Genomic DNA, 24,963 nt, shown 5'->3' with positions numbered 1-24,963 from the left:
TGTCGCTAACGCACCCTACGTATCTTTTCAAAAATCAAACCGGATTCCTATATATGATAGATGTGGTTCAAATACAAATGATGAAAATTGCTGTAGCTAATATTACATAGCTAAAATAATGCTTGCACTCATCGGGCACTCAAATAAGTTTCAATCCGTCACAATTAGTCATCATGGACAAACCACCGCAAGGCGGAAGTCAAAAATCAAAAGTCAAAAGTCAAAAGAATTGTATTCTGAGCTTCTTGCGCCATTTGAAATGGTATGTTTATTTCCGCGCCCGTTGTACTAGTTAATAGGATTAAAGCAAGGGTAGTTGCAAGAGTTCTGATTAAAATGCAGCAGTTAGTGTAGGAAAACAACGTGAAAATAGCGATTATTGCTAAAACATTAATTACATCTATCGGAATGTGGGCTTTATTTACCCCAAGTCAAGCATCGGCTCAACTTATACCGCAACCTTGGGTTTCAGTCGGTGGAAAAGATGGTGACATAACTTATGCTGTGGGAGCTAGGGCTTTGGATTTTGGGGTTGAGGTAGGAATTGGCCCTGATGGTGCTACCGGAGTAGATGTTTTGAAATTTATCAGTTTGCCATTCATTTCACCCTATGTAGGAGTTGGACTTTATTCAGAAGATAAAGGTGTTGCAGTTTCGGGTGGCGTTCAGGTAGGTGCTACTGATAACGTTTTTGTTGGTGCTGGTTACAATTCTATTCGTGGCTTTAACGGGCAAGTGGGAATAAGATTTTAATTAATTCGTAATTCGTAATTCGTAATGACGCTCCTACGGACGCTCGTTCCTCGCTACCGCTACGCTAACGCTAACGTAATTATTGGTGATCTTGAATTAGTTGGGGTCTAAATCTACAACTAATTCAATTACGGATATCAATTACGAATTAGTATTATGCGGGGGGAATAACTGAAGTTGAGATTAGTTCTCTGACATGAATTGCGGAATCTTGTTGCAATGCTGATGCCACGATCGCTTCACTTTCAACTATACTTAGCCTAGCGATCGCTTGCTTGACTCCAGCTATGGCTTGAGGATTCACGCTCAATTCATCCAGCCCTAAGCCTAATAATATTGGTGTAGCTAAAGTATCTGCTGCCAATTCTCCACATAATCCTACCGAAATTCCCGCCGCATGAGCAGCTTGGATAGTTTGCTGCACCATTCGCAACACTGCTGGGTGTAGGGCATCAACTAAATTTGCCACGCGGGGATTGGTGCGATCGCTAGCCATGACGTACTGACTCAGATCGTTAGTCCCTATACTAAAGAAGTCTACTTCAGCAGCTAACTGATCTGCGATCGCAACTGCTGCCGGAACCTCTACCATAATCCCTACTTTCATCGCTGCATCAAAGGAAATACCAGCTTGATTTAATTCAGCCTGCACTTCATCCAAAATTACTTTAGCTGCACGTACCTCAGTTACACTGGCAATCATTGGCAACATGATCTTAATTTGCTGTCCCACACTAGCTCTCAAAATTGCCCGTAACTGAGTTTTGAACAAATCCAAATGATCTAAACAGAAACGAATTCCCCGCCAACCCAAGAAAGGGTTAGCTTCGGGAAACCCTATTCTGAGATAAGGAAGTGGCTTATCACCACCGACATCTAAGGTACGAATAATTAACGGACGATTATCTAAAACTTGAGCGATCGCCTGATAAACTTCTAGTTGTTCTTCTTCTGTGGGGGCGCTTGTTCTATTTAGATAAAGAAACTCAGTGCGGAGTAATCCCACACCTTCTGCACCGCTAGCAACCGCAACTTGCACATCACTGATACTCCCAATATTGGCGAAGACGCTAACTTGCCGTCCATCACGAGTAATTGCTGGCTGGTGTGCTGTAGTTCGTGCTTCTTGTTGGGCAGTTTGCCAAGCTAACTGCTTTGCTGCCAGTAAATCCAGGATATGTGATTCTGGTTCTACCCAAGCTCTGCCAGTTTCACCATCAAGTGCCATAAGTGTACCATCTGCCAAGTGCAACACTTGGGCATCCACTCCCAAAACTGCCGGAATACCCAATGTCCGGGCGATAATTGCACTGTGAGAAGTAGCGCTACCTGAAGTTGTACAAATACCCAACACCTTTTTCGGATCTAATCTCGCGGTATCTGAGGGGGTTAAATCAGTCGTCACCAAAATTGCAGGTGACTCAAGATGTAGGCTAGCAGGGACATTCCCACCTAGTAATCGCAGCACTCTTTGCCCGACATCTACAACATCGTCAACTCGCTCTTGCAGGTAAGAATCCTCAAGTGTGCGGTAGGAAGTCGCTACTTCATCGACTACGGCTTGCCAAGCTGCTTCAGCATTTATATGGTGTTCAAAAATTCGCTCTTTAGCCGCTTCCAGTAATACTGGATCTTCTAAAAATAGTAATTGGGCATCGAAGATGGCGGCTTCAGCGTCACCAATTTGCAGAGAAGCTTGGGAGAAAACGGCTTGAATTTCTTGTCTAGCGGTGTGGATTGCTGCTTGTAATCTTTGCCACTCTGGATTGGGATCGTTTACGTGATATTCCGTAATTAAAATGTGGGTGGGTTGATAATGAACAACAGGTGCGATCGCAATTCCGGCAGAAGCTGCAATTCCCGAAAGTTCGCCGTGAGTTGCTGGGGTAACTTGATGATTAAGTGCAGGTGGAGAATTTAAAACAACATTATTTTCACCAAAATTATTTGCGAATAATGCCTGTAATGCCGTTAGTGCTTCATCTGCATCAGAACCAGTGGCAGCGATCGCCAATTCGTGTCCTTGACGCACCCCTAAAGTTGTGACTTGGTTAATACTGTCACCTCTAACTAGTTCAGTATTTCTCGTTAAATTCTGCACTAGAATTTGCGATTGAAACCGGGCTGCGGTTGCGACAAACTGCGCTGCGGGGCGGGCGTGTAATCCTAAGTGATTGCTCACAATTAGCCGGATTTCTCGCGTTGGTGATCCTATATTGGTTTTTGCTTGAGTGTTGTGGCTGACAAGTGACAATGGCCTACTAACTACACCCAATTGAGTTGCTTTTGCTAAAAGTGCGCCGTGTGCTTCCGCTATGACTTGATGAATATCTCTACCAGCCGCCGCAGCCACCACAGCAGCCATTGCACCTTCTACTAGAGGTGCTTCACACAAATGAACTTTTTGCTGCTGTGCTTCTGGCAAAAACTCGATTGCCATTTCCGCACTCAGCAAAGCACTACCCAAATCCATTAATACCAAGACACCATTATCAGTGAAAACAGAAGCGATCGCTTCATAAACCTGAATGGGATCTGTACCCAAAGGGTTGTCCGGATCTTCAATCCCTGCTGCAACAGCAATGGGAACTTGGTTCTGAACCATCTGCGCGGCGAGTTCCCGCACACCCAAAGCTAGTTGTTTACTGTGAGAAACGATAACAATTCCGATCACTGCCACACCGCCAAACTTGTTGAGAGGTTTGCGTTTAGCTAGTTATCCCTTTCATTTTCTCATTCCGCACCGCTAAAAACAGGGCTTATTTTAAATTTAATTGTAACTGCCCGAAAATATTCCGGTCTTTCCAGCTAGAAATCCGAATAAAATAGCTTTCTTTTACGGAAATACGTGGTGTCCACTGATAAACTCCATCGCTAGCGGTACGGGAAGAAATGTTTTGGATAAGTTTCTTCCCATCGTACAACTTAATCGAGACATCACCGTTAAGATTATCCCGCCACAATATTAAATAAGGCTGATCTTTCTTTGGAAGTACTTTCCCAACTGGCTGACTGACCAAGATTTTTGGCGCAATCTGATTTTTAGTTTTCTTGCGGAATCCCAGATAATGAGGTAGGTTTCGGAAAGCAGGATTTTCTTGTGAATTAGACAGTTGTGGAAGAATAATATTTCCCTTCTGAGAATTAAATAAATAAGTTGATCTACCTCCGTCAACGGTAATAATATCCCCTTTGACTCCTAATTTACGTAATAAATCGGCTGCCTCATCCAGAGTTGCTTGATTCACCGTCATAATCAACAAAAGCTCGTCACCCTTAACACGATCTTTGTCCAAAGTTCCAATGACTTGATACTTATTTACTTGGTTTTGGGCTAATACTTTTGCCGGATGATCGCTGTATCGGTAAGTGACAATGGCGTTCTTGACTGCATTTTGGTTAAGAGGCGCACCGCTAATTTGGTCATAATCGGTAATATATGCCTGCTTGTTATCCCAGACTAAGGCCTTGAGGCGAATATTACGATAAAATTTATCTTTAGGTTCCTTGATTGGGCCATAAGGGCTATTGCCGCCACTGATGACTACACCATTGAATTTAATTGGAAAGGATAATTGAGTACTAGATTGGTATTGCTCAAAAAAAGAACAATTAATTATTGAGAAAACGTTGTTTGCGTAAAGTTGCTTATATTCGTCTGTTACTTCCGAAAACAACTTATTTTTGAAAAAAGGGCTGTAATGTCCGCCTTCTCCTTTATAATATTTGCCCTCATTTAGACCCATCTTATCTACCTCTCCGGTAATTTGATCTATCTGCATTTTGCCCAGATCAATAACTTGTAGATATGCTTCGTTCCCATTCGTTAATTGTTTTTTATATAATGCTGCCCCATCTATAGTTTGGAGAGGCTGATAAGAAGATAAAGGGTTGAGAGTTTGGGCAATCCAAAGACTACTCAGAATTGGCAATAAAGAAAGCATTTGTTATATAAATCAACATGAGAATTAAGTAAACCTACTAAGTATCCCATATCTGCAAATCCAAACCGCATTAATCTTCTCCTTGTGTACTAAGTCGATGAAGCATTCAAAAAACATCTGTTGTACTATGATTCTGGTTTTGTAATATTAATGGTATAAGAGATGACGGCTCAATTTGAATACAGCACTCTCAGCCATCCGCAGGATATTCAGCAGATGATGTATATCCTTGAGCAATGTTTTCTTAGCCCACTTAGTGCCGAGGAAGCTTACATCAACCAGATTGGCATCGAAAATTTTCGCATTATTCGGGGATTAGAGCAATTAGCGGGTGGATTGGCAACTCTGAATATGGGCCAGTGGTGGGGTGGTGTGCGTGTACCAATGACAGGAATCGCCGCAGTAGGCATTGCTCCAGAATATCGCGGATCAGGAGCTGCGATCGCTCTCATGCAGCACACCCTCAAAGAACTTTATGAACGGGGTATACCGCTCTCTGCTCTTTATCCAGCAGTTCAAAGCTTGTATCGAAAAGTCGGGTATGAGCAGGGTGGTAGCTGGTGTAATTGGGAAGTTGCTACTAAAAATATCCAAGTGCGGGAGCAACCCCTACCTTTGCAACGAATAGTGGATATCAATCATCAAGTCTTTCATGAACTATATCAGCAACAAGCAAGACAAACGCATGGATATTTAGACCGACATCCCGCAATCTGGGAGCGCTTAATCCAACCAGACGAGAAGGAAACATTTTACGCATATTTTATTGGTAGCAAAGAAAAACCTCAAGGCTATATCCTCTTCAGCCAACATCCAGCAGAGGATGGCGCAATTCTGCGAATAAAGGATTGGGTAATTCTCACAGATGCGGCTGCACAATCATTCTGGTCTTTTCTTGCCAGTCATCGCTCCCAAATTGACAAAGTGCGATGGAGGAGTTCTGCAATTGATTCCTTGACATTGCTGCTACCTGAGCAAACTGCCAAGCTCAAGAATACGATGCGTTGGATGCTGCGGATAGTAGATGTAGTCAAGGCGCTGGAAATGCGTGGTTATCCATCGGGAATTCAAGCTGAACTGCACTTAGAAATTCAAGATAATTTGCTAGATGCAAACAATGGTAAATTCATTCTTTCTGTTGCCAATGGACGCGGTGAAGTTACAAAAGGTGGAAAAGGTGAGTTGCAGCTAGATGTCCGAGAACTAGCACCAATATATACAAGTTTGTTCACCCCCTACCATTTGCAAATAGCCGGAAAACTGCATGGGACAGAAACCGCTATTTCAGCAGCTACGCAAATATTTGCAGGTGCGTCACCTTGGATGGCTGATTTCTTTTAAGGGGAGTGGAGATTGGGGAAGCGATTAAACTGTTGTACCTCAAGTTTTTGCTCAACTCACATCCCCGATGCTCCCCAATCCCCAAAAAATAAGTTGGAAACATAATTAATCATTAGATCGTCGTTCCGCTAGATTAGCAATTTCTGTTGTCAATTCATATCACAAACAAGACTGTCAGCGTTTTTTTGATAAATCGTGATTATCTAGCCCTAGATAAGTAAGTAAAGATGAATCAATTCAATTTTGTAGTTTGCGTTTGCGCTATTTCCGCTAAAACGCAAACTACAAAAGTGGATGTTCTCTACTTAGTTATCATCAAAAAAATAACTTGATGAAATTTATGTTTTCTGTCCGGAATTTCAGTATGATCATCAGAAAACAATCTAAGCTCAAGTTGATTTAGTTGCTCCATACTTGCACACCCACAATCACAACATGAAATCACATTTACTGGCGATCGGTTTAAGCAGTTTGCTTCTAGTTGCAGGACAAGCTAAAGCCTCACGATTACAGTCTTGGTACTTTGACTCTAAGCAAAACCAATTACATTTAACTACAATTTCTGGAATCCAACCAAAAGCCTTTTTATTAGAGAATCCTAATCGATTGATAATTGACTTACCTGGAACTAGTTTTAATTCAGATAGCGTCAAAAAATCTTTTGGTAATGCGATTAAAGAAATTCGGATTGGAAAACCAGACAGTAAAACAACTCGTTTTGTCGTAGAATTAGCTCCAGGTTATCATATTGATTCCCGTAATATATCCATCAAGGGAGACTCTCGTTCCCACTGGATTGTAAAATTCAACTCATTTGACCGCCAAAACAATAACATCTCTGGGGAAAATAGAGAAGATATTACCATAAATTCCACAGATGCTTCAACATTTGCAGGAGTTGTAAATCTTGGTCAAGAAATGCCGGGTATCAGTTCTCAGATTCGCGCATTGTTAGCAACTTATAAATCATTGAACCCTGGAATATTTTTCTTAGATTTAGATACAGGTAACTATATAGATATTAATGGCGAAAAAAGATTTGCTGCTGCTAGTACAATAAAATTCCCTTTGTTAGTGGCTCTTTTCCAAGAAATAGACGCTGGGAGAATTAAACTAACAGATAAATTAGTGATGCGGCGCGATTTAAGGGTTGGTGAAGCCGGAACTATGAAATACAAACCCATCGGTACTAAATTTAGCGTCCTCCAAACTGCTACCTTGATGATGACAATTAGCGATAATACCGCAACCAATATGGTTCTTGATCGCTTGGGTGGTGTAGCAAGAGTTAATCAACGTTTTCGTAGCTGGGGATTGCAAAATACAGCAATGCAGAATTTGCTTCCAGACATTCCTGGCAAAAATACAACCAGTTCCAAAGATTTGGTCAGATTGGCGGCGTTAGTTTCTAACAATCGTTTGCTATCCCCAAACAGCCGCAATCAAGTTTTAGGCATCATGCGCCGTGTCAAAACTAACAGTTTGCTACCAGCTGGTATTGGTAAAGGAGCTACGATCGCTCACAAAACTGGTACATTGAGATTTATCATTGGCGATGCAGGTATTATTGAAATGCCTAATGGCAAAAGCTATTTAGCAGGTGTTTTGGTGCAAAGACCAAACCACGATCGCAGAGCTGGAGATTTTGTCCGTGAAGTTTCTCGCAGGGTTTACAATTACCTAAACCAAACCAGAGTTAGCAATATAGAAGCCTCCAGCAATGCCTCCGGCGGTAACTGAGCGACTTGCCTTGAGCGTATCGCTAAAGCGAAAGCTCCGCTAACGCGTAGCGTCTCGTAGAGAAGTCGAAAGGAGCCGAAGTGATGCACTCGTTAAATTGCTCGTAACTACCGTAAATGTAAGGGCGTACAGCTAGCTGTACGCCCTTACATATCCAATACTTTTCGGTTAAGGGGGAAAGGGGAAGGGTTTGATATTTCCCTTTCCCCTTTCCCTTTAACCTTTCCCCAGACCAAAAGAGAGATTGTTGGATTTATCCGAAAAGTATTGCCTACATATCTATCTGTATTAGGTATTTCTTGAAATATTATTAGTTCAAGAAATTTGGTGTACCACTACCACCATTTCTACCAACAGCAGGAATTTCCAGTAGGCTATCTGTAGCTTTGCCAGTACCGTCATTGGTAACAGAGCTAGAGTTCCCTGGATGTCCATTAGGAATGAACAGTTGCGGGTGGTCAAAGGGTGCTTTGTCAGAGACGACTCGCTCATCAGTGAGTCCTTTCAAGAAAGCCACTAAATCATCTTTTTCAGCTTCGCTTAGTCCCAATGGGCGGAGAATGCTTTCCTGGCGGAAATCTCCACCACGATTGTAGAAGTCAACCACTTGTGGCAGAGTCAAATAGCCACCATTGCGGAAGTAAGGGGCAGTTAGTTCTATGTTGCGTAGTCCAGGGGTCTTAAAGTTTCCGTCTGCAACTACTTTGTCATTGGAGCTAACTGTAACATTAGGGCTTGAACCGAGAAGTAGTGGGAATTTACCCAAAGCAGCTACCCGCGACTCCGAAAGCGGATTACCAAATGGGTCTTGACCACCAACACCAACGTCGTCTAGGGTGGGCCTAACACCGATATTAAAGAAACCTGTGTCCGAGACGCTTCTGGGGGTGGTGGTGGCTCTAAGTCTTTGCTTCTTGACGCTGCTAACCGAAGCGTTGGTGAGTTCCGACCCACTATGGCAGAAGATGCAGGCAGCTTTGCCCTGGAATAGTTGTTTGCCTCGTTGCTGCTGTACAGTGAGGGCACTGGTGTTTCCTTCTAAGAAGCGATCGTAGGGCGTATCGTTGGCAATGAGTGTAGACTCGTACAACTGAATTGCCAGCCCAAAGAACAGCGAGAAGTTATACTCCAACAGCGTGTACTCTTTGGTTTTAGAAGAGTTATCAGGCCTGTTGACAAAAGTCCGTCTACCTTCAGCATCAACTTGGATGAGTCGATTAGACTTCCACCACTCCGGCTTAAAGGCATCTTTAATTAGCTGCTCGTAAGTTCTATCCTTCAATCCGGGTTGAGGCGATCTACTATCTGCACCTAAAACGCTGTCTTGTGGATGCACAACCTGTTTGCCTAGCGGTCTAAGGCTAGATAATTTTTGCCCTAGTACTCGAGGGAGCTTTGTACCCCTAATTGACAGAACTTTTTGTAGCAGTGTGCTGATAGATTCGCTGTTGCCAAGTTGCTCCAAATTATTAGTAAGTTCATCAACGGAACTGAGTAGCGGGCCAACTAGAGCATCATCAATATTATCAATATCATCTAGCGGCAGTGTGCTGAGAGATTTTCTGTTATCAATTCGCCCGAACTTATCACCAATTTCTTGAAAAGTGCGACCATCAGCAGACGACTCGAAGGAACTGAGTGGCGGGCCGAGCGCCTGGGAAGCCAAAGACGAATTATTCAGTCTGACTTTGACAAATTTGGGCTGATTTGGCTTTTCTGCTTTCACGACAGAAGCGTTAGGATCTCTTAAACCGAAGGGATTCACTCCATTAAAGATATCCTGCGCGCTTCCATCCCAGAAGTTGCGGAAGTTGAATGCTGCATTAATTACGCTTGGGGTGTTACGCGGCTGGACACGGCGCACATTTGTACCTCCCACGTTAAACACCGGATCTAGCTCGGTTTTTACTTCGTCTTCCGCGCTACCAGGTTTAACATTAACAAACTTTGCATTGGAAACTCCCTGGGAGGAACTGACATCGTTACGGTCAGATATAACCGTCGTAGAATCATTTGGGTTTGACAGCTTATGAAAGGGAAAATCTTCTTTTCTCAGCTGGTAGTTTGGCGCACCACCTACATCAAAAGCTGTATCCGGATTGACTGTACGATCAGCGTTAATCCGCAAAAGTCCAGGAGAAATCTGATTTTTGGATCTATTGTCGGCTCCAGCATGGAAGTGACAAGTAGCACAGGAGGTCTTTCCGTCGCTCCCAACCTGCATATCCCAAAAAAGAGCTTTTCCTAACTTGATTGCAGCTACTTTGTCTTTTACGAAGTCTCCAAGATTGTCAGGCACTGGAACCGATACGCTCTTGAGCGAAGTTAGAGGTGGCGGTGTAACTTGCGCCGATACAGTGTTTCCAGCTATTACTGCTGCCAAAATAATAGCAGCAATTGTTATAGTTCTTGAAAATCTTGATCTCAGGTAGTTAGGCAAAACATTCCTGAATTTCCATCCTTGGCGTTTTATTTTTGTCACCAAAGATTTGAGCAAAAACCGACCTCTTGAGGTCAGTAGCAAGTAAATTGATAAGCCAGTAATAAAGATTACTAAACTTATTATGGGTATAATCCCCATAGGTTTTTTTGGTAAAATAACACCGGGAAAATTATACAACTTCAAGAACACTTCAAATGTAACATTTATGTAAATTAATTACACGATTACAAATTTTATGTAAACAAAAAACGCTATAGGGCTACAAATAAATTCAGTAGGTAGGTAATATATTCTACATTTAACTTGCATAAATAGGCTGCTAAAATGCTTTATCTACAAGAGCTTGGTACAATTTAGGTATGCAAATTAGATATGTTTTAATTTATCATCAGCCCTACTTTAAATAAAATATTTAAATGTCACTACATAAAACTTCTGGTCGCTGGCGTTTAGGGCTAGCGTTATCGCTATTAACGGTCTTATTGTGGGGAGTTTTGCCTATTGCTCTGGCGGTAACTCTGCAAGTGCTTGATGTCTATACCGTCATTTGGTTTCGTTTTTTGGTATCTTTTTTACTGCTTGCCATGTATTTAGGCATACGCGGTAAATTACCAAAGCTAGAACAACTACGTTCTGCTTCTTGGAAATTATTAGCGATCGCTACACTCTTTTTAGGGATTAATTACTTTCTGTTCATGCAAGGTTTAGCACTAACATCGCCTGCTAACGCTGAGGTTCTCATTCAATTAGCTACCCTTTTATTAGGTTTCGGAGGGTTAGTAATTTTTAAAGAACGTTATCGGCTGTATCAATGGATTGGTGTCAGTGTCATGACTTGCGGTTATCTTTTATTTTTTCGGGAACAACTAACAAATTTAATTACAGCGCATGGCACATATATACTAGGTAGCATTTTGGTTGTGCTAGGAGCAATGGCATGGGCTATTTATGCTTTGGCACAAAAGCAGTTATTACAATCTTTATCTTCCTCTAGCATCATGCTGATTATTTATGGGGGCTGTGCTTTATTATTCACTCCTCTAGCCAAAATACAATCACTTTTTATACTTGATGGGTTCCATTTAATAATGCTGGTTTTTTGCGCTTTGAATACTTTGATTGCTTACGGTGCTTTTGCTGAATCATTAGAACATTGGGAAGCATCACGAGTCAGTGCAGTATTAGCTTTGGCTCCCATTGTGACATTAATATCAGTCGCGGTTGTATCAGTTATTGCACCTAATTGGATACCATCAGAACACTTTAGTTTTATAGCAATATTAGGAGCGGGTTTAGTAGTCATAGGTTCAGTAGCGATCGCCTTGGGAAAAACTGATTAATAATAAGCATTCTCAGGATTTTTACTGGTTTTCTCATCGAGTGAATTCGTGCCATCTTCAAAGCTACAACATAAATACTGAGGCAGAGTATTTTTTATTTGTTATGATTTGATAGTGAAGGCAACCTACGAGAGTCAGTCTCTTATATGATGGATAGTTTACCCATCTGTGTGACTCTGTAGGATCTGATTTTTGACTTGATAGCCAAGATAAAAATTCATAAATCAGAATTCAGGAGTCAGATAAAGCTTTCTACATTCGCAAGTCATACACAATTCATACTGGATTCTAACGGCTAACTCCTAAATTCTGTTTTGAAAAAATTGCGGCTAAAAACTTTAAGTAAACCAAGCAGGGTGCCCGAAAAACTACCATAGCCAACACCTAATAAAACCAGACCACCGAAACAGTTGAGCGATGAATAGTTTGTTTGGTAATTGGGCCAGTACCCTGAGAAAAAATTTCTTATTGCTGGTTCTTTCAACACTGCTGCCAACATTTGGAATTAGTAATTCTGTCTTGGCAGCGGAGCGGATTTATGCATCTTATTCAGGTTTAGAGCTTTCCATTTCAGTCGCTACTTTAGAAAAATATGCCAAAACAGGTGTAATTAACGAAGATTTGGTAGGATATCAGCAATATCTGCCTCTACAACAGCTTCAAGAATTGCGGCGGATTTTACTCAATCGTGTGAAAGTTAGTCCGGTAGTAGTTTCGCAACTTCTCTACACACCCCAAGGAGAATTTTTACTGCATCGGTTGGCGCAAGTCATTAAAACTAATCACCCAAAACCAGGATTTGGTAGTTTACGTTCGGCGCTAATTTTAGCTTCTGCGGAATCGGGAGGCTTGACACTTTTGAATGTGTTACGTAAATATCCCACCAGCAGTATTCGCCTTGATGTCGCAGAGACTTTGGAAATAGCTACAGAATTGGAGAAACTCGTTAACCAAACCCATCGGGCGATCGCAGCAGTTTCCCAAAAGTCTAAAATAGAAGCTGCTACCATCAAACAACCAAATTTATCGAAATTACCTGATTTACAAGTTCCGGGAAAGTTGAAGTCGCAAAAATCCACTCTAAAGTTTTTCGACTCAACACGTAATCGGCTTTTATTAACTGATGTTTACATTCCCAATGTCCAGAATACTGCACCCATAATTGTGATTTCTCACGGGTTGGGTTTAGATAGCAGCAACTTTCAATATTTAGCCACGCACCTAGCTTCTTACGGATTCGCCGTCGTTGTTCCCAATCATCCTGGTAGTGATGCTAAACAATTACATTCTCTGTTGAATAAACGCGCCAATGAAATAGCAGAACCAGGTGAATTTAAAGACCGTCCTTTGGATGTCACATATATCCTGAATCAATTGGAAAAAGGCAATCAATCTGATTCACGTTTTAAAGGCCGGTTAAATCTGCAACAAGTTGGAGTATTAGGTCAATCTTTGGGAGGCTACACAGCCTTAGCCTTGGCAGGCGCTAAAATCAACTTTGAGCAGCTAAAACAAGACTGTCGCCCAGCAGCACTGCAAAATACCTGGAACATGTCTTTACTGCTTCAGTGTCGCGCTTTAGAATTGAGCATCAGCAAGTCTGGCAAGGATTATAACCTGCGAGATGAGAGAGTGAAAGCTGCGATCGCAGTTAATCCCATTACTAGTTCTATTTTCGGCAAAGCTGGCTTAAGTCAAATAAAAACTCCAGTGATGATTGTCAGCAGTAGCGATGATACAGTTGCACCAGCTTTATCCGAGCAAATTTTACCTTTCTCCTGGTTTGCAAATTCACAAAAGTACCTCGTCACCCTTGTAGGTGGCACCCACTTTTCCACCATTGGCAACGGGAACCCTGCAAATCAGCAAGTAGCATTACCTGCCGATATGATTGGTGATGCTTCCCAAGCGCGTCGTTACATGAATGTTTTGAGTTTACCTTTCTTCCAAACCTATGTTGCAGGAAAACTGCAATACACCCCCTACCTTAACGCCGCCTACACCCAAAGCATTTCTAGTAAGTCGCTTGGTTTGAGTCTTGTCAAATCATTGAATACAACCGAATTAGCACAATTACTGGATATAAAAGGAGCCAAACCCGCAAAAAAAAAGTTCCCAACACCATAGTCGGCTTCGGATTTTGGATGTTGGATATTGGTGTTGCATTGCTGCACGTAATGATTTTTATTTGACTTGTACAGACTTAATTAATTATATCTGTGCAGTATATTTGCATAAAGGTGCAAATATAAAAGCAATCCTAAATCATTCGTAAAAAAAATCTGTTGCCTATTGCCTATTGCCTGCCACTTTTTTAAACCCAAAGCATAGAAAAAAAAGTTCATCGGTTTTGTTCATTACCAATTCCCAGTTCTTTTTTGCTGTGCTTCAATTCTTTCCAAAGTCCCTTAATCTGCTTGTAAGCTTCTTCGGGGTCAAGCTTTCCCGATGTTTCTAAAATCGAGATGAAGCTAACTTTTTGAGCAAATTCTTGGAGATTGGCGTTAAATATTAGATACTCTGGTCGAATTTGACCATAGTAACGGCTGCGGGGGTAAAAAAAACTGTTTTTGTCTGGGTGATTAGGTTGTACCATTAGCTTGGCTCCTATCTATAATTTTTATTCATAATAGCCAACCCATTCAAAAATTGGTGTGACAGTTGTTACAACACATTTACCTTTAGGCTTTTAATCTGATTTGTAGCTAGAGATTCGAGAAATACTTTTGTGTTTCCGATTGAAGTAGCATTTCCACATCCCAAATCTATTGAGTAGAAACCATCGCTTGTATCAATACTAGAAGCGAGAGAGGCTGCTAAGGCAGCTTTTTCTTTAAAAACAGCTATTATTAGCTTAATAACATCATACTTGCTTTCAGTAAGTTCGTAAATATTTCTTAATATAGATTAAAACCCATTTCTTCTAAGTATAAAAATTGATGTTTTTATACATAAACGTTCGTTTAAGGACATCCAAGAATTAAATTACTCAATTCCTGCATCCAACGTCACTATCCAATTTTTTCTTCCCCTGCTCCCCCTGCTCCCTGCCCCCTGCCCCTGCCTTCCAAAACGATTGATTATTTTTTTAGTTGGAAGTTCTCTAGCCCTTTAGGGCTGGGGTTATCTTACGAGTAGTGAAATTATCTTCGTTTATCGGCTTTTGAAAGGTAGGCTTTTCCTCTACACACGAGAATAGTCGCCAAATAACGAAGAACTTTTTTTACTAGGACACCTAAGCAGTTTCGCTACTTCTATTATTAGCTGTGTAGGGTTTGATGGCTTTTTCATATAAGTTTGAAACCCAGATGCAAGAGCCTTTGTGTGAGCATTATCTTCAGCATTACCACTAAAAGCGATCGCTGGAATTTCTCTAATTTGTACTGAATTAATTGCTCGTACTTTCTGTATTAACGAATACCCAGATTCACCTAGCATATCAATATCGCTAATTAGAAGATCCAGTTTACATCGTTTTATTGCTTCAAATGCTTCTAAAGCTGATGATGCCGTCATCACCTGAATTCCATACTTTTTAAGAACACGGCTAATCAAAACAAGAATATCTTGATTATCATCTACAACTAGAATTGTGATTCCTTTGAAAATACCTACATTTTTTATATCTTCAAGAGGATGTGCATTTTCAAAATGGTTTGACACCATATATTCGCCTCCTGAGTTGGCTAATCAATTAGGGAGGAAGTCCTACAGGTAGCTAGCCGCAAACTAGCTGCCTAGTGGGCATTTTATAATGTTATTAACCTGATTAAATCAGGTTTTACGATCACTAGTCTTATTTCCTTAGATATAAAAATGGCTCGGTTTCGGGAAATTGGTGCTGATTTTTACACAAAACGATATTTTTAGGATTTAAGTTAAATATTGTTTGTAGTATGTTATCACGTTAGCTACAACAGACGAAACTTTGCTTCTCCCATCTCACTTCTAGCCTCAACTATGCAATAGACATCTTGCAAAAGTTCCTTTTGCAAGATGTCGGGGAAAGGTTAAAGGGTAAAGGGTAAGGGAAAATTCCATCCCTTTCCCCCACTTCTGTAATAAGTCTAATAAATAAAGTATTGGCTCTCAAATATCCTCATATGGGAAGCAACATGAGGATATTTGTGCTGAGGTTTACTACTGTAAAAGCCGTGACAAGCACAATTGGTATGCGATCGCATTCATGCTTATCGGCATATACTTTAAAGAAATGTGACATTTAATTGCGCTATTGTAAAAATCAGCTTTACATAAGTTGATTTATGAGCCAGCCTGAAAATACTACTACCCAAGCTACTGCTCTGACTAACCACGATCGCAAACCTATTCACATACCTGGCTCTATTCAACCTCATGGTATTCTACTGGCACTCAGTACTCAGCTAGAGATACTGCAAGTTAGCGACAATACCCAAACATACTTGGGCAAAGAGCCAGAAGAATTGCTCGGTAAACCGTTGAGCTATTTACTAGAAGCTCAACCAGTAGAAGCTGTAAAGCAGTGCTTGGTAAAAAAAATTGGTAGCCATAATGCATTTCAAGTATCAATAAATACTTTACACAGAGAACGATACTTTGACGCGATTGTTCATCGTACAGAAGAAGTTGTGATTCTAGAGTTAGAACCGACAGACTCAAAATCCGAGGTAAGTTTTTTAGGCTTTCATGCCTTGGCGGGTGAAGCGATCGCAAAAATGCAAAGAACATCAAACCTGATAGAATTTTTGCATGTAGTGGCACAAGAAGTCCAAAAAATCATCGGTTTTGATCGGGTAATGGTCTATCGATTTGACCAGTCGGGAGCGGGTTCTGTTATTTCAGAAGTCAAACGAGAGGATTTATCACCTTATTTAGGACTCCACTATCCCGCTACAGATATTCCAGCGCAGGCTAGAGAGTTATATACACGCTGCTTTCTTCGATTTCTCCCTGATTTGACTGCCGAACCTGTTAAGCTACTTCCACCGGAAAATCCGACAACACATCAGCATCTTGACTTAAGTTACTCTGTGCTACGAAGTTTTGATTCGTGTTGTGCGGAATATCATCAAAATATGGGAGTAAAGGCTCTTTTGGTGATTTCGCTGATTCAAGAGCAGAAGCTTTGGGGATTAATATCTTGCCATCATTTAACACCAAAGTATATTTCTTACGAAGTCCGCAAGATGTGCGAATTTTTGGGACAAATTGTGTCTTCTGAATTAGCGCACAAAATTAGTTATTCGGAATGGGACTATAAGGTAAAGCTCAAATCTCTACAATCTGATTTCCTTGAGTCCATTTCCCAGGCAGATAATTTTATCGATGCTCTAATTAAACCTGAAATCCGCTTGCTCGATCTTGTTAGTGCCACTGGAGCGGCGGTTTGTCTGGATAATGAAATTACCCTTGTGGGAGCAACACCGAATATTCATGAAGTTCGGGCGTTAATTGAATGGGCGGATATTCAAGTTAGTAATAACCTATTTTCCACTGATTCTCTGCCCAAGCTTTACCAAGAAGCGCTCATATTTAAAGATACTGCCAGTGGCTTGCTGCTACTGCGAATTTCTAAAGTCCGGCGTTATTATATTCTTTGGTTCCGCCCCGAAGTTATCCAAACGGTAAACTGGGCAGGTAATCCCAACGAATCCATTCAAGCTCAGGCAGATGGTAGCCTTAGCCTATCTCCACGAAAATCCTTTGAGCAATGGCAAGAAACAGTTAGATTAACTTCTCTACCTTGGCAAGCTTGTGAACTTGAGAGTGCGATCGCTCTGAGTAATGCGATCGTTGGTATTGTACTATCTAAGGCGGATGAGTTAGCTAAAATCAACCTAGAGTTAGAGCGCAGCAACCAAGAACTAGCATCCTTTGCCTACGCCGCTTCCCATGACCTCAAAGAGCCTTTGCGGGGAATTTATAACTTCTCAACGGTGCTGCTAGAAGACTATGCTCAAGTATTAGATGATGACGGAATTGAGTGCTTGCAAACAGTAGTTTCCTTGTCTGTACGCATGGAAACCCTCATTAATGCTCTGCTGCGACTCTCGCAGTTAGGACAAGCACAACTGCGAGAGCAAGCAACTGACCTCAACGAATTAGTTACCCAAGTTATTGAAGTCTTTCGTGCTAGTCGCCAAGACTCTGCGCTTGTAGATATTCGCATTCCTCGGCCTTTACCAACAGTTCAGTGTGACCGAGTTCTTGTTAATGAGGTCTTCAGTAATCTCCTGGGCAATGCGTTTAAATACAATGATAAGCCAGAGCAATGGGTTGAGATTGGCTACCTTTCTCAAGAAGAAGCAGGGGGACAAGGGGACAAGGGGACAAGGAGACAAGGGGACAAGGGGACAAGGGGACAAGGAGACAAGGAGACAAGGAGACAGGAGGAAGATAACCCTACCCAATCCCCAATGCCCAATGCCCAATCCCCAATCTTTTATATCCGAGATAACGGTATTGGAATTCCACGGCATCACCTAGAAACTATCTTTCGACTATTTAAGCGGCTCCACTCTCAGGAAAAGTACGGTGGAGGAGCAGGTGCTGGACTAGCTATTGTTAAGAAGATTGTTGAGCTTCATAACGGCCAAATTTGGGTTGAATCTACCGTAGGCGTTGGTTCAATTTTTTATTTTACGCTGGAATAGTTTAAGATAATAACCAAATATGTATTTTTGTTAAGTTCCTTTAAGACCACGAATGACAAAAAAACTTCATGAACCTCTGCTCGTTGTTGAGGACAGCAATGAAGATTTTCGGATGCTACAACGTCTGATGCGGCGCATGTCCGTCCAGAACCCCATACATCGTTGTACTAATGGGGATGAGGTTTTAGACTTCCTCTATCAACTAGGAAGCGAAGCCTTACGCAACTCTAAAGTAGCACTAAGACCTTCTGTTATCTTGCTCGATCTGAATTTGCCAGGTATTGATGGCCGTGACATTTTAGATCGGCTCAAGCAAGACAAGAGTTTCAAGGAAATCCCCATCGTTGTTTTTACCACATCATCTAACCCCAAGGATATTGAACTGTGCTACCAAAAGGGTGCAAATGGATATCTAGTAAAGCCGATGGATGCTCAGGAACTAAAGAAGACGATTCAGGCATTTGTGGATTATTGGCTTGAAGCCAATATGCCGCCTGCCTTGGATTAATTTGTTTATTCTCTGTCGATGAGGCAGTAGGGAAAGGATAACAAAAGAGACGCCTTGGAGGACACAGAGAAATTTTTCTCTTTGAGTCACTATGTCTGCTTGTCTCTTTTAGATGCGTTTTCCCCATTTTCTTGTTTATCTTACCACTTAAATTACTTTAGAATTTCTAAAGAATTTAGATTTTATTTACACTTATTTTATATTATTTTTAGAATTATGCAATAAAAACGCAATCTGGATAAAAGGGATCTACATGGCTCCCCAATCCTCATACTTAATATGTTGGACACATGGACGCTACTCATCATTGATGATTGTGCAGCAGATCGAAAAATCTATCGTCGATATCTGTTGAAAGATCCGCACCAGTCCTACCAGATTTTGGAGGCAGACTGTGCAGAAGAAGCACTTGCTTTGTGCCAAAAAATGCGCTTTGATGTCATCTTGCTAGATTTTTGCTTACCTGATATGAGTGGGTTAGAACTCTTCGATCAGATGCAGCAGGAGATATTTGAGACTTCTGTCCCTGTGATTATGCTGACAGGACGCGGCGATGAAGAGATAGCTGTGCAAGCAATGAAACGGGGTGCATTGGATTATTTGGTCAAGCAACATCTAACACAGGATGTACTGCAACTAACAGTCCGCAACGCTATTAAGCAATCGTGCTTGCAAGCCCAACTCTACAAAACTCAGGAGAGACAGCGCTTAATTGCTACGACTGCTTTAAGAATTCGCCAGTCCCTTAACCTAGAGCAAATTTTGAATACAGCTGTAGCCGAGGTACAGCAACTTCTGAAGTGCGATCGCGTGATGGTGTATCAGTTTGCCCCAGATGCAGACGGTAAAATAGTTGCCTCCTCAGTTGAGCCATACCGCACTGTCGAATTGTGCGATCGCATTGGGGCGGGGACTGGGGAGCAGGGGAGCAGGGGAGCAGGAGAGCAGAGGAGCAGGGGGGAAGTTGCAGTAGGTTTTTCCCCTCTGCCCCTTTGCCCCTCTGCCCCTCTGCCTTTCAATTCCCAATCCCCCATTCCTTATATCTATGAGCTTGGCTTGTGTAATTGTGTCAGCCTGAAAGAGCAATTTAATACTAAGGCAAATTTGGTAGTTCCTATTAACCTGAGTAACAATGGGAACCCAACCCCCAAGCTTTGGGGTTTGTTGATTGCTCACCATAATTCCGGTGAACGACAGTGGCAAACTGATGATGCCCAAATGCTCAATGAAGTTTCGGTGCAACTAGCGATCGCCATCCAACAAGCTGAATTGCTAGCCCAAACTCAAGCAGCCCTTGCCAAAGAAAAGCAACTTAATGCATTTAAATCGCAAATTATTGCCACAGTTTCCCATGAGTATCGAACGCCGTTAACTTCAATTCTGGCTGCTGCATCAACTTTGGCAAAACATAGCCAGCAACTGGATGAGTCTAAACAACATAGGTTTTTGGGAATCATTGAACAGAAAGCCAGGTATATGTCCAAACTCGTGGATAACATGCTTTTGGTTAATCAATTTGAACTGGAAAAACCCAAATATCAGCCAATCCTGCTAGATTTACTGCAATTTTTCTCTGATCTGATAGAACAAGAGCGAGAAACAGCAGGCGATCGCCACGAATTGATTTTTAAAATTACTGGTAATAACCAAGAATTTTGGGGCGATCGCGGACTTTTGCAGCAAATTTTTACTAACTTAATATCCAATGCAATTAAGTACTCTCCAGATGGAGGTATTGTGGAATTCCACCTCATCGGTAAAGAATCACAAGTAATCTTTTATATCAAAGATCAGGGAATTGGCATCCCGATAGAAGATCAAGAAAATTTGTTTCAATCGTTCAGTCGTGGAAGTAACGTTGACACAATCCCCGGTACAGGATTAGGGCTAGCGATCGCTAAAGCTTGTGTTGAGTTACATGGTGGTGATATCACCTTATCTAGTCAAGTAGGGCAAGGAACTAAAGTTACAGTTAGCTTACCGAAGGCATTCCCAATTAGGGCAAACGCATCTAAATACTGACGAAATATCATTCTTTTTATACTCTGCGGCAGAAATTTATAGCGATCGCTCGAAAGCGACTAATGCCCATACTGGACTACACATATTTTTTGAGAAAATGAATTGTTTTGACGTTGCAATGCAACGTCTCTACAAGGGTTTTAGGTAACGCATAATTAATTTCTGGAGATGTCTACTAGGAATCTGGATTGATGCATTTGAGATGCTCACAGCCAAAAGCTTGAGTCATCATTGCAGATAGCTGTTGAGAAACTTGCCTATCAAAGTTGAGTTCTCGCATGATTTGGTCATAGGCTTGTCCCTGCGTGATCCGCTTTGCCATTTGCTCAAACTCTACCCAAGTCAAATCACTCTCAACAAATGCTTTCGCAAGCGTAATTATCAGTTCCTCATAATCATTGTCTTCCAGTTTCGTCATCATTCGGTGTTCAATTTGAAGTGAATCATCGAAACAGTAATACCAAGATTTTGGTTGTTGCTTAAGTACTCTTCGGAAAAAATCTTGCTGTTTCGAGCGACTAACAGCATGATCTGCTTCACTACATACCATTAAGATAGGGGCAGAAACACAGTCTTGAGCCTTTTCTAAAACCTGATATCCCAATTCAAGAAATATCCGTAATGCCTTAAGACGAAAACCTTTATAACCAAAATTACCAGGTGCATCTTTGTTGAACCATTCAAAGTAAATTGGCAATATTTTTATAAGTAAATCGAATAGTGAATAGCGGCTACCCAAATAAGGCGTGAACAATAAGGTGCAGTCAATCTCCTGAGGATGCTCTAAAGCTAACCAAGCAGCTAAAGTTCCACCAGTCGATAATCCACCAATCACAACTTCTTGACCTAGCGTTTTTGCAATCTGTAACCATTTAATTACAAATTGTTGATAAATCTTAATATCTGTTGGCAGAGGTGGAGGGTTTTGATGCCTCCAGTCACCGGAGCGTCCATGACCGGGTAGTAAAGGAATTAAAACATTATATCCGGTGTTAAAGAAGGCTTTACCGAGCGGCTCGAACTGGTAAGGGCCTGCTGTAAAACCATGCAAAAATAAAAAAACTTTTGATCTAAAGTCAGGGTGAATCAAAAATTTGGAACGACAGGCTTCATTCTTTAGACCCAGTGTAGATTCTAATTGGTGAACTTGCTCCAGGATTTCTGCTGTTTTTTGAATGCCAGTTTTCATTGATTCCCGGTCGTATTTACAGATATCAATTTATTTTATTAACTTAATATTTACTACGTATCTAGCAGAGGATATATTGTTATTTAGCCTGTTGGAAGTGTTAAGCTCATCCCATCCCTTTTAGGGCTGGGATTTCACATTGAATGCTAACTATCAACGGCATCAGGGTGTATCTCATCCCATTTTTAAAAAGAGTGGGTTTTCCCGACGCCTTTTTATAAAGTTTTTTCAAAAGACTTTTAGCTCTTTTATCAAGAGCAAAGTTGAAATCTTAACCAGTTTTAGCTGAGTCTGCGAACCTTATTTTGAATTCCCAGTTCACGCAGCGTCTTTGTAGGGGAAGGGATTGACCTCTGTTCTTGCAGCGAGAATAGGTCGATATTGGTCAAAGGTGCAATCGTTGTCATCTGCTCCAATCCCTACCCTATGAGTAGATTGAGGGTAGGGAGTGCCGCGATGCGTTTAAAAATAAATATTGTGATTCTTAATCTCGAATTTCTATCTTGGTAATCAGCCATTCTTTGATTGTTTTCCCGCAAGGCTCAGAACTTTGACAATCATTGACGTTTTCTATCTGATAATACATCTCTACTTTTTTATTGATGTATTTCTTTGGTTCGCAAATATCAAATGATGCACCGACACTTTCATATAATTTACCTTTTTCATCAACAACATTAACGTAGCATTTTAAGTCTCCATTACGCATATCTTTGATAGTACCCAACATTGGCTTATCGTTAGGAATTTCATTATTTTTATTATTAATAGATGTATTTTCATTTAGTGCTGAATTACTAGCCCGTTTGCTAATTTCGATACTATCTATCTTTCCTTTATTTACAGGAATAGAATCAGAATTAACTGGGGTAGTTGTTGCAATATTTGCTTGATTAAGTTTATTCTGTTGAGAAGTACTATTGTCAAAGTTACCGCAACTTGCAATCAACATAGAACAAAGAATTAATGTAGTAGTGAAAATTGCTTTTTTCATTTATTTTATGTCTATAAAACCTTATCGATGATTGTTTTGGTAAAAGTATTTTATGTGTTGTTACTTATATTATAAGTGACAAGGTGGTATTTGCTGTACATGCTCGGCGTTATCTGGATTTTGTGTGTATTATTCGGTAAAGTGCTTGCAGGATGTCTTGAAGCTGATTAGCGTGTATAATTTAATGCATGATTAAGCTTTAATTACCAAATATTAATGCTTTGAGCATTAAATAAGTATTTAATAGAGTTTAGAAGCTGTAAGTATTGATTTTGTGTTATTTCAAGGTTTTCTCAACTTAAACAAACCATTTGACTGGACTTCCCACGACTGCGTAGCGCGGGTGCGAAAATTGTTGCGCCTCAAACGTGTAGGACATGCGGGAACCTTAGATCCAGCTGCTACAGGGGTTTTACCTATCGCCCTTGGTAAAGCCACAAGATTATTGCAATATCTGCCAGAAAACAAAGCTTACAAAGCCACTATTCGGCTGGGTGTGCGTACCACAACCGATGATTTACAAGGTGAAATCATTACTTCTCAACCTTGTGCTGGATTGAGTTTGGCAGATGTGAAAACTGCACTGACGCAATTTGAAGGCAAGATTGAGCAAATACCACCTAGTTACAGCGCAATCCAAGTCGATGGTAAACGTCTCTACGACTTAGCACGCCAAGGGATAACGGTGGAAGTTCCAGTGCGAACCGTGGAAGTTTTTCAGATAGATATTTTGGACTGGAGAGAAGGGGATTTCCCCGAATTGGATGTGGCGATCGCCTGTGGTTCTGGTACATATATTAGAGCGATCGCTCGTGATTTAGGTGCAATTCTAGAAACTGGTGGCACTCTTGCCGCTTTGATTCGCACTCAAAGCAGTGGTTTCGATTTAACAGATAGTCTCACTTTGAGCGACTTAGAAACTAAACTACAAGCTGGTACATTTAAACCGATTTCCCCAGATGCAGCTTTACAACATTTGTCATCTGTTACTTTACCAGCAACATCTGCTCAAAAATGGTGTCAAGGTCAGCGAATTTCTCTAACTTTTGATGTTCCTGAAATAGTGCGAGTTTATGATGAAGAGGCTCGCTTTTTAGGTATTGGGAAATTACAAGATGAAGCGTTGATTCCCCAAATGGTTTTTGAACCGATTTCTTAAATCTGTGATAAGTTAAAAGGTTTAATTTGAGCACATTTGACCACAATGTGTAAAATTATCATCAACAGTAAATTAAATGGTAGCTCTACCCAATAACTGGGCAGATATTGAATTTGATATCATATATCAAACAACGAGTGATTTGCTAGTTTCTTTTAGCCAAGAGCAAATAAAACTGGGAATAAAATATGACTATAATGGCAAACATTTAAAAGCGATTGAGAAAGGACAAGTTCCGCCACGCGCTAATGCTGGGCTTGTTGCTTCCCAAGAAGAGGGGTACGATTTGAAATCAAAAGTGTTAGGTAAAGGCGGCGATAGGCGGTTTCATGCAAAGTTTATTGATGGTGTGTTGCACTTTCCAGGTTTGGTAACAGAACATTAGTGCAGAATAAATATGACAAGACTAGAATTAAAAAATCATCCAGTATGGCGGGATTTGACTGAAATCTTAGAAAACTTAGACGCCCGTAGACTAGTTCAAGAACATCTTGAACTATGTGATTATAAGGTTTGCGGCTACTGGGATGAGCAAGATAAATATTATGAAATAATTACTTTGCCTCGTATCCTCGAAACAGAATTAGTTAGCAGTTCTATTGGCTTTACTCACAAAAAACGGTTTCTAAAGCTAAAGTTTGTTTTCACAATCTCTGGTATTGATGCTATATATCAGCCAAGTCATAATGCTCAAAGAATTGGTGAGTTGCTTCTTGTCTATGATGAAAATCTAGAATTTGTAGATGAAAATTGGCTTTTAGATATTAATTCCCCTTTTTTGGATATCAAACTTCCTCATACCTGAATACTGTAGCAGCTTGGACTGTAATCGAACACTGCAATGCTTGGCAGCTAGCCCTATGACAAGATTAGAAAAATAATAAATATAACGAAC

19 protein-coding genes are annotated in these 24,963 nt (G+C 40.9%); 11 read left to right on the top strand and 8 right to left on the bottom strand.

The genetic code is table 11. The features are described from left to right. Positions 1-363: 363 nt before the first annotated feature. Entirely contained in the window at positions 364-753 is a 390-nt protein-coding gene (locus VB740_RS04260; protein ID WP_323198820.1) for a hypothetical protein, read from the top strand. A gap of 154 nt (positions 754-907) precedes the next feature. On the opposite strand, the gene ptsP is transcribed toward VB740_RS04260, so the two are convergent. Beyond that, entirely contained in the window at positions 908-3,427 is a 2,520-nt protein-coding gene (gene ptsP / locus VB740_RS04255) for a phosphoenolpyruvate--protein phosphotransferase (RefSeq protein WP_323198822.1), read from the bottom strand. A gap of 85 nt (positions 3,428-3,512) precedes the next feature. After that, positions 3,513-4,697, bottom strand: a complete 1,185-nt coding sequence (locus tag VB740_RS04250; RefSeq protein WP_323198819.1) for a hypothetical protein — start codon at positions 4,695-4,697, stop codon at positions 3,513-3,515. A 162-nt stretch (positions 4,698-4,859) separates the two neighbouring features. On the opposite strand from VB740_RS04250, the gene eis reads away from it, so the two are divergent. Together eis and VB740_RS04240 are read left to right on the top strand one after the other, a co-directional pair. Next, the gene (eis, locus tag VB740_RS04245) at positions 4,860-6,038 is read left to right on the top strand and encodes a GNAT family N-acetyltransferase (protein WP_323198818.1); all 1,179 of its coding nucleotides are present in this window, start codon (positions 4,860-4,862) and stop codon (positions 6,036-6,038) included. Between the two features lie 435 nt (positions 6,039-6,473). Next, positions 6,474-7,778: a serine hydrolase gene (locus tag VB740_RS04240; protein WP_323198817.1), complete on the top strand. Its 1,305-nt coding sequence runs from the start codon at positions 6,474-6,476 to the stop codon at positions 7,776-7,778. Between the two features lie 310 nt (positions 7,779-8,088). Here VB740_RS04240 and VB740_RS04235 read toward each other — a convergent pair whose 3' ends face one another. After that, positions 8,089-10,359 carry a cytochrome-c peroxidase gene (locus tag VB740_RS04235; protein ID WP_323198816.1) on the bottom strand — a complete coding sequence of 757 codons (2,271 nt, stop codon included), beginning with the start codon at positions 10,357-10,359 and terminating at the stop codon, positions 8,089-8,091. A 278-nt stretch (positions 10,360-10,637) separates the two neighbouring features. Between VB740_RS04235 and VB740_RS04230 the strand changes: the two genes are divergently transcribed. Both VB740_RS04230 and VB740_RS04225 read left to right on the top strand, forming a co-directional pair. Beyond that, entirely contained in the window at positions 10,638-11,561 is a 924-nt protein-coding gene (locus VB740_RS04230) for a DMT family transporter (RefSeq protein WP_323198815.1), read from the top strand. A 417-nt stretch (positions 11,562-11,978) separates the two neighbouring features. Then, the gene (locus tag VB740_RS04225) at positions 11,979-13,688 is read left to right on the top strand and encodes an alpha/beta hydrolase (protein WP_323198814.1); all 1,710 of its coding nucleotides are present in this window, start codon (positions 11,979-11,981) and stop codon (positions 13,686-13,688) included. Positions 13,689-13,902: 214 nt separating this feature from the next. On the opposite strand, the gene VB740_RS04220 is transcribed toward VB740_RS04225, so the two are convergent. From VB740_RS04220 to VB740_RS04210, 3 genes are all read right to left on the bottom strand, one after another. Continuing rightward, positions 13,903-14,157 carry a hypothetical protein gene (locus VB740_RS04220; RefSeq protein WP_323198813.1) on the bottom strand — a complete coding sequence of 85 codons (255 nt, stop codon included), beginning with the start codon at positions 14,155-14,157 and terminating at the stop codon, positions 13,903-13,905. A gap of 587 nt (positions 14,158-14,744) precedes the next feature. After that, positions 14,745-15,227: a response regulator gene (locus VB740_RS04215; protein WP_323198812.1), complete on the bottom strand. Its 483-nt coding sequence runs from the start codon at positions 15,225-15,227 to the stop codon at positions 14,745-14,747. A 433-nt stretch (positions 15,228-15,660) separates the two neighbouring features. Further along, positions 15,661-15,783 (bottom strand): hypothetical protein, encoded by a 123-nt coding sequence (locus VB740_RS04210; RefSeq protein ID WP_323198811.1) that lies wholly within the window; start codon positions 15,781-15,783, stop codon positions 15,661-15,663. A 43-nt stretch (positions 15,784-15,826) separates the two neighbouring features. Between VB740_RS04210 and VB740_RS04205 the strand changes: the two genes are divergently transcribed. The 3 genes from VB740_RS04205 to VB740_RS04195 all read left to right on the top strand — a co-directional run bounded on the left by VB740_RS04205 (position 15,827) and on the right by VB740_RS04195 (position 20,726). Continuing rightward, positions 15,827-18,196 carry an ATP-binding protein gene (locus VB740_RS04205; RefSeq protein WP_323198810.1) on the top strand — a complete coding sequence of 790 codons (2,370 nt, stop codon included), beginning with the start codon at positions 15,827-15,829 and terminating at the stop codon, positions 18,194-18,196. A gap of 52 nt (positions 18,197-18,248) precedes the next feature. Then, entirely contained in the window at positions 18,249-18,704 is a 456-nt protein-coding gene (locus VB740_RS04200) for a response regulator (protein WP_100901603.1), read from the top strand. A 279-nt stretch (positions 18,705-18,983) separates the two neighbouring features. Further along, positions 18,984-20,726, top strand: coding sequence for an ATP-binding protein (locus tag VB740_RS04195; protein WP_323198809.1), 1,743 nt, complete (start codon positions 18,984-18,986; stop codon positions 20,724-20,726). 175 nt (positions 20,727-20,901) lie between these two features. Here the strand turns inward: VB740_RS04195 and VB740_RS04190 are convergent, their stop codons facing one another. Next, a complete protein-coding gene (locus VB740_RS04190) occupies positions 20,902-21,915 on the bottom strand; it encodes an alpha/beta hydrolase (RefSeq protein WP_323198808.1) in 1,014 nt (337 codons plus the stop codon). A 484-nt stretch (positions 21,916-22,399) separates the two neighbouring features. Next, positions 22,400-22,909: a hypothetical protein gene (locus VB740_RS04185; protein ID WP_323198807.1), complete on the bottom strand. Its 510-nt coding sequence runs from the start codon at positions 22,907-22,909 to the stop codon at positions 22,400-22,402. A 274-nt stretch (positions 22,910-23,183) separates the two neighbouring features. On the opposite strand from VB740_RS04185, the gene truB reads away from it, so the two are divergent. From truB to VB740_RS04170, 3 genes are all read left to right on the top strand, one after another. Further along, positions 23,184-24,068 carry a tRNA pseudouridine(55) synthase TruB gene (truB, locus tag VB740_RS04180; RefSeq protein WP_323198806.1) on the top strand — a complete coding sequence of 295 codons (885 nt, stop codon included), beginning with the start codon at positions 23,184-23,186 and terminating at the stop codon, positions 24,066-24,068. Between the two features lie 76 nt (positions 24,069-24,144). Beyond that, positions 24,145-24,453: a hypothetical protein gene (locus VB740_RS04175; RefSeq protein WP_323198805.1), complete on the top strand. Its 309-nt coding sequence runs from the start codon at positions 24,145-24,147 to the stop codon at positions 24,451-24,453. 12 nt (positions 24,454-24,465) lie between these two features. Next, a complete protein-coding gene (locus VB740_RS04170; RefSeq protein WP_323198804.1) occupies positions 24,466-24,873 on the top strand; it encodes a hypothetical protein in 408 nt (135 codons plus the stop codon). Positions 24,874-24,963: the final 90 nt, after the last annotated feature.

The sequence above is a fragment of the Nostoc sp. UHCC 0251 genome (genome assembly GCF_034932245.1).
Taxonomy (GTDB): Bacteria; Cyanobacteriota; Cyanobacteriia; order Cyanobacteriales; family Nostocaceae; genus Nostoc.
The sequence above is the reverse complement of the archived record's forward strand: the minus strand, read 5'-3'. Positions and strand labels throughout refer to the sequence as shown.

Excerpts from the sequence above, each read along its gene's own strand:
- VB740_RS04250 (WP_323198819.1), bottom strand. The coding sequence starts at position 4,697 with ATGCTTTCTTTATTGCCAATTCTGAGTAGTCTTTGGATTGCCCAAACT.
- eis (WP_323198818.1), top strand. The coding sequence starts at position 4,860 with ATGACGGCTCAATTTGAATACAGCACTCTCAGCCATCCGCAGGATATT.
- VB740_RS04240 (WP_323198817.1), top strand. The coding sequence starts at position 6,474 with ATGAAATCACATTTACTGGCGATCGGTTTAAGCAGTTTGCTTCTAGTT.
- VB740_RS04235 (WP_323198816.1), bottom strand. The coding sequence starts at position 10,359 with ATGGGGATTATACCCATAATAAGTTTAGTAATCTTTATTACTGGCTTA.
- VB740_RS04230 (WP_323198815.1), top strand. The coding sequence starts at position 10,638 with ATGTCACTACATAAAACTTCTGGTCGCTGGCGTTTAGGGCTAGCGTTA.
- VB740_RS04225 (WP_323198814.1), top strand. The coding sequence starts at position 11,979 with ATGAATAGTTTGTTTGGTAATTGGGCCAGTACCCTGAGAAAAAATTTC.
- VB740_RS04220 (WP_323198813.1), bottom strand. The coding sequence starts at position 14,157 with ATGGTACAACCTAATCACCCAGACAAAAACAGTTTTTTTTACCCCCGC.
- VB740_RS04215 (WP_323198812.1), bottom strand. The coding sequence starts at position 15,227 with ATGGTGTCAAACCATTTTGAAAATGCACATCCTCTTGAAGATATAAAA.
- VB740_RS04210 (WP_323198811.1), bottom strand. The coding sequence starts at position 15,783 with ATGTCACATTTCTTTAAAGTATATGCCGATAAGCATGAATGCGATCGC.
- VB740_RS04205 (WP_323198810.1), top strand. The coding sequence starts at position 15,827 with ATGAGCCAGCCTGAAAATACTACTACCCAAGCTACTGCTCTGACTAAC.
- VB740_RS04200 (WP_100901603.1), top strand. The coding sequence starts at position 18,249 with ATGACAAAAAAACTTCATGAACCTCTGCTCGTTGTTGAGGACAGCAAT.
- VB740_RS04195 (WP_323198809.1), top strand. The coding sequence starts at position 18,984 with ATGTTGGACACATGGACGCTACTCATCATTGATGATTGTGCAGCAGAT.
- VB740_RS04190 (WP_323198808.1), bottom strand. The coding sequence starts at position 21,915 with ATGAAAACTGGCATTCAAAAAACAGCAGAAATCCTGGAGCAAGTTCAC.
- VB740_RS04185 (WP_323198807.1), bottom strand. The coding sequence starts at position 22,909 with ATGAAAAAAGCAATTTTCACTACTACATTAATTCTTTGTTCTATGTTG.
- VB740_RS04175 (WP_323198805.1), top strand. The coding sequence starts at position 24,145 with ATGGTAGCTCTACCCAATAACTGGGCAGATATTGAATTTGATATCATA.
- VB740_RS04170 (WP_323198804.1), top strand. The coding sequence starts at position 24,466 with ATGACAAGACTAGAATTAAAAAATCATCCAGTATGGCGGGATTTGACT.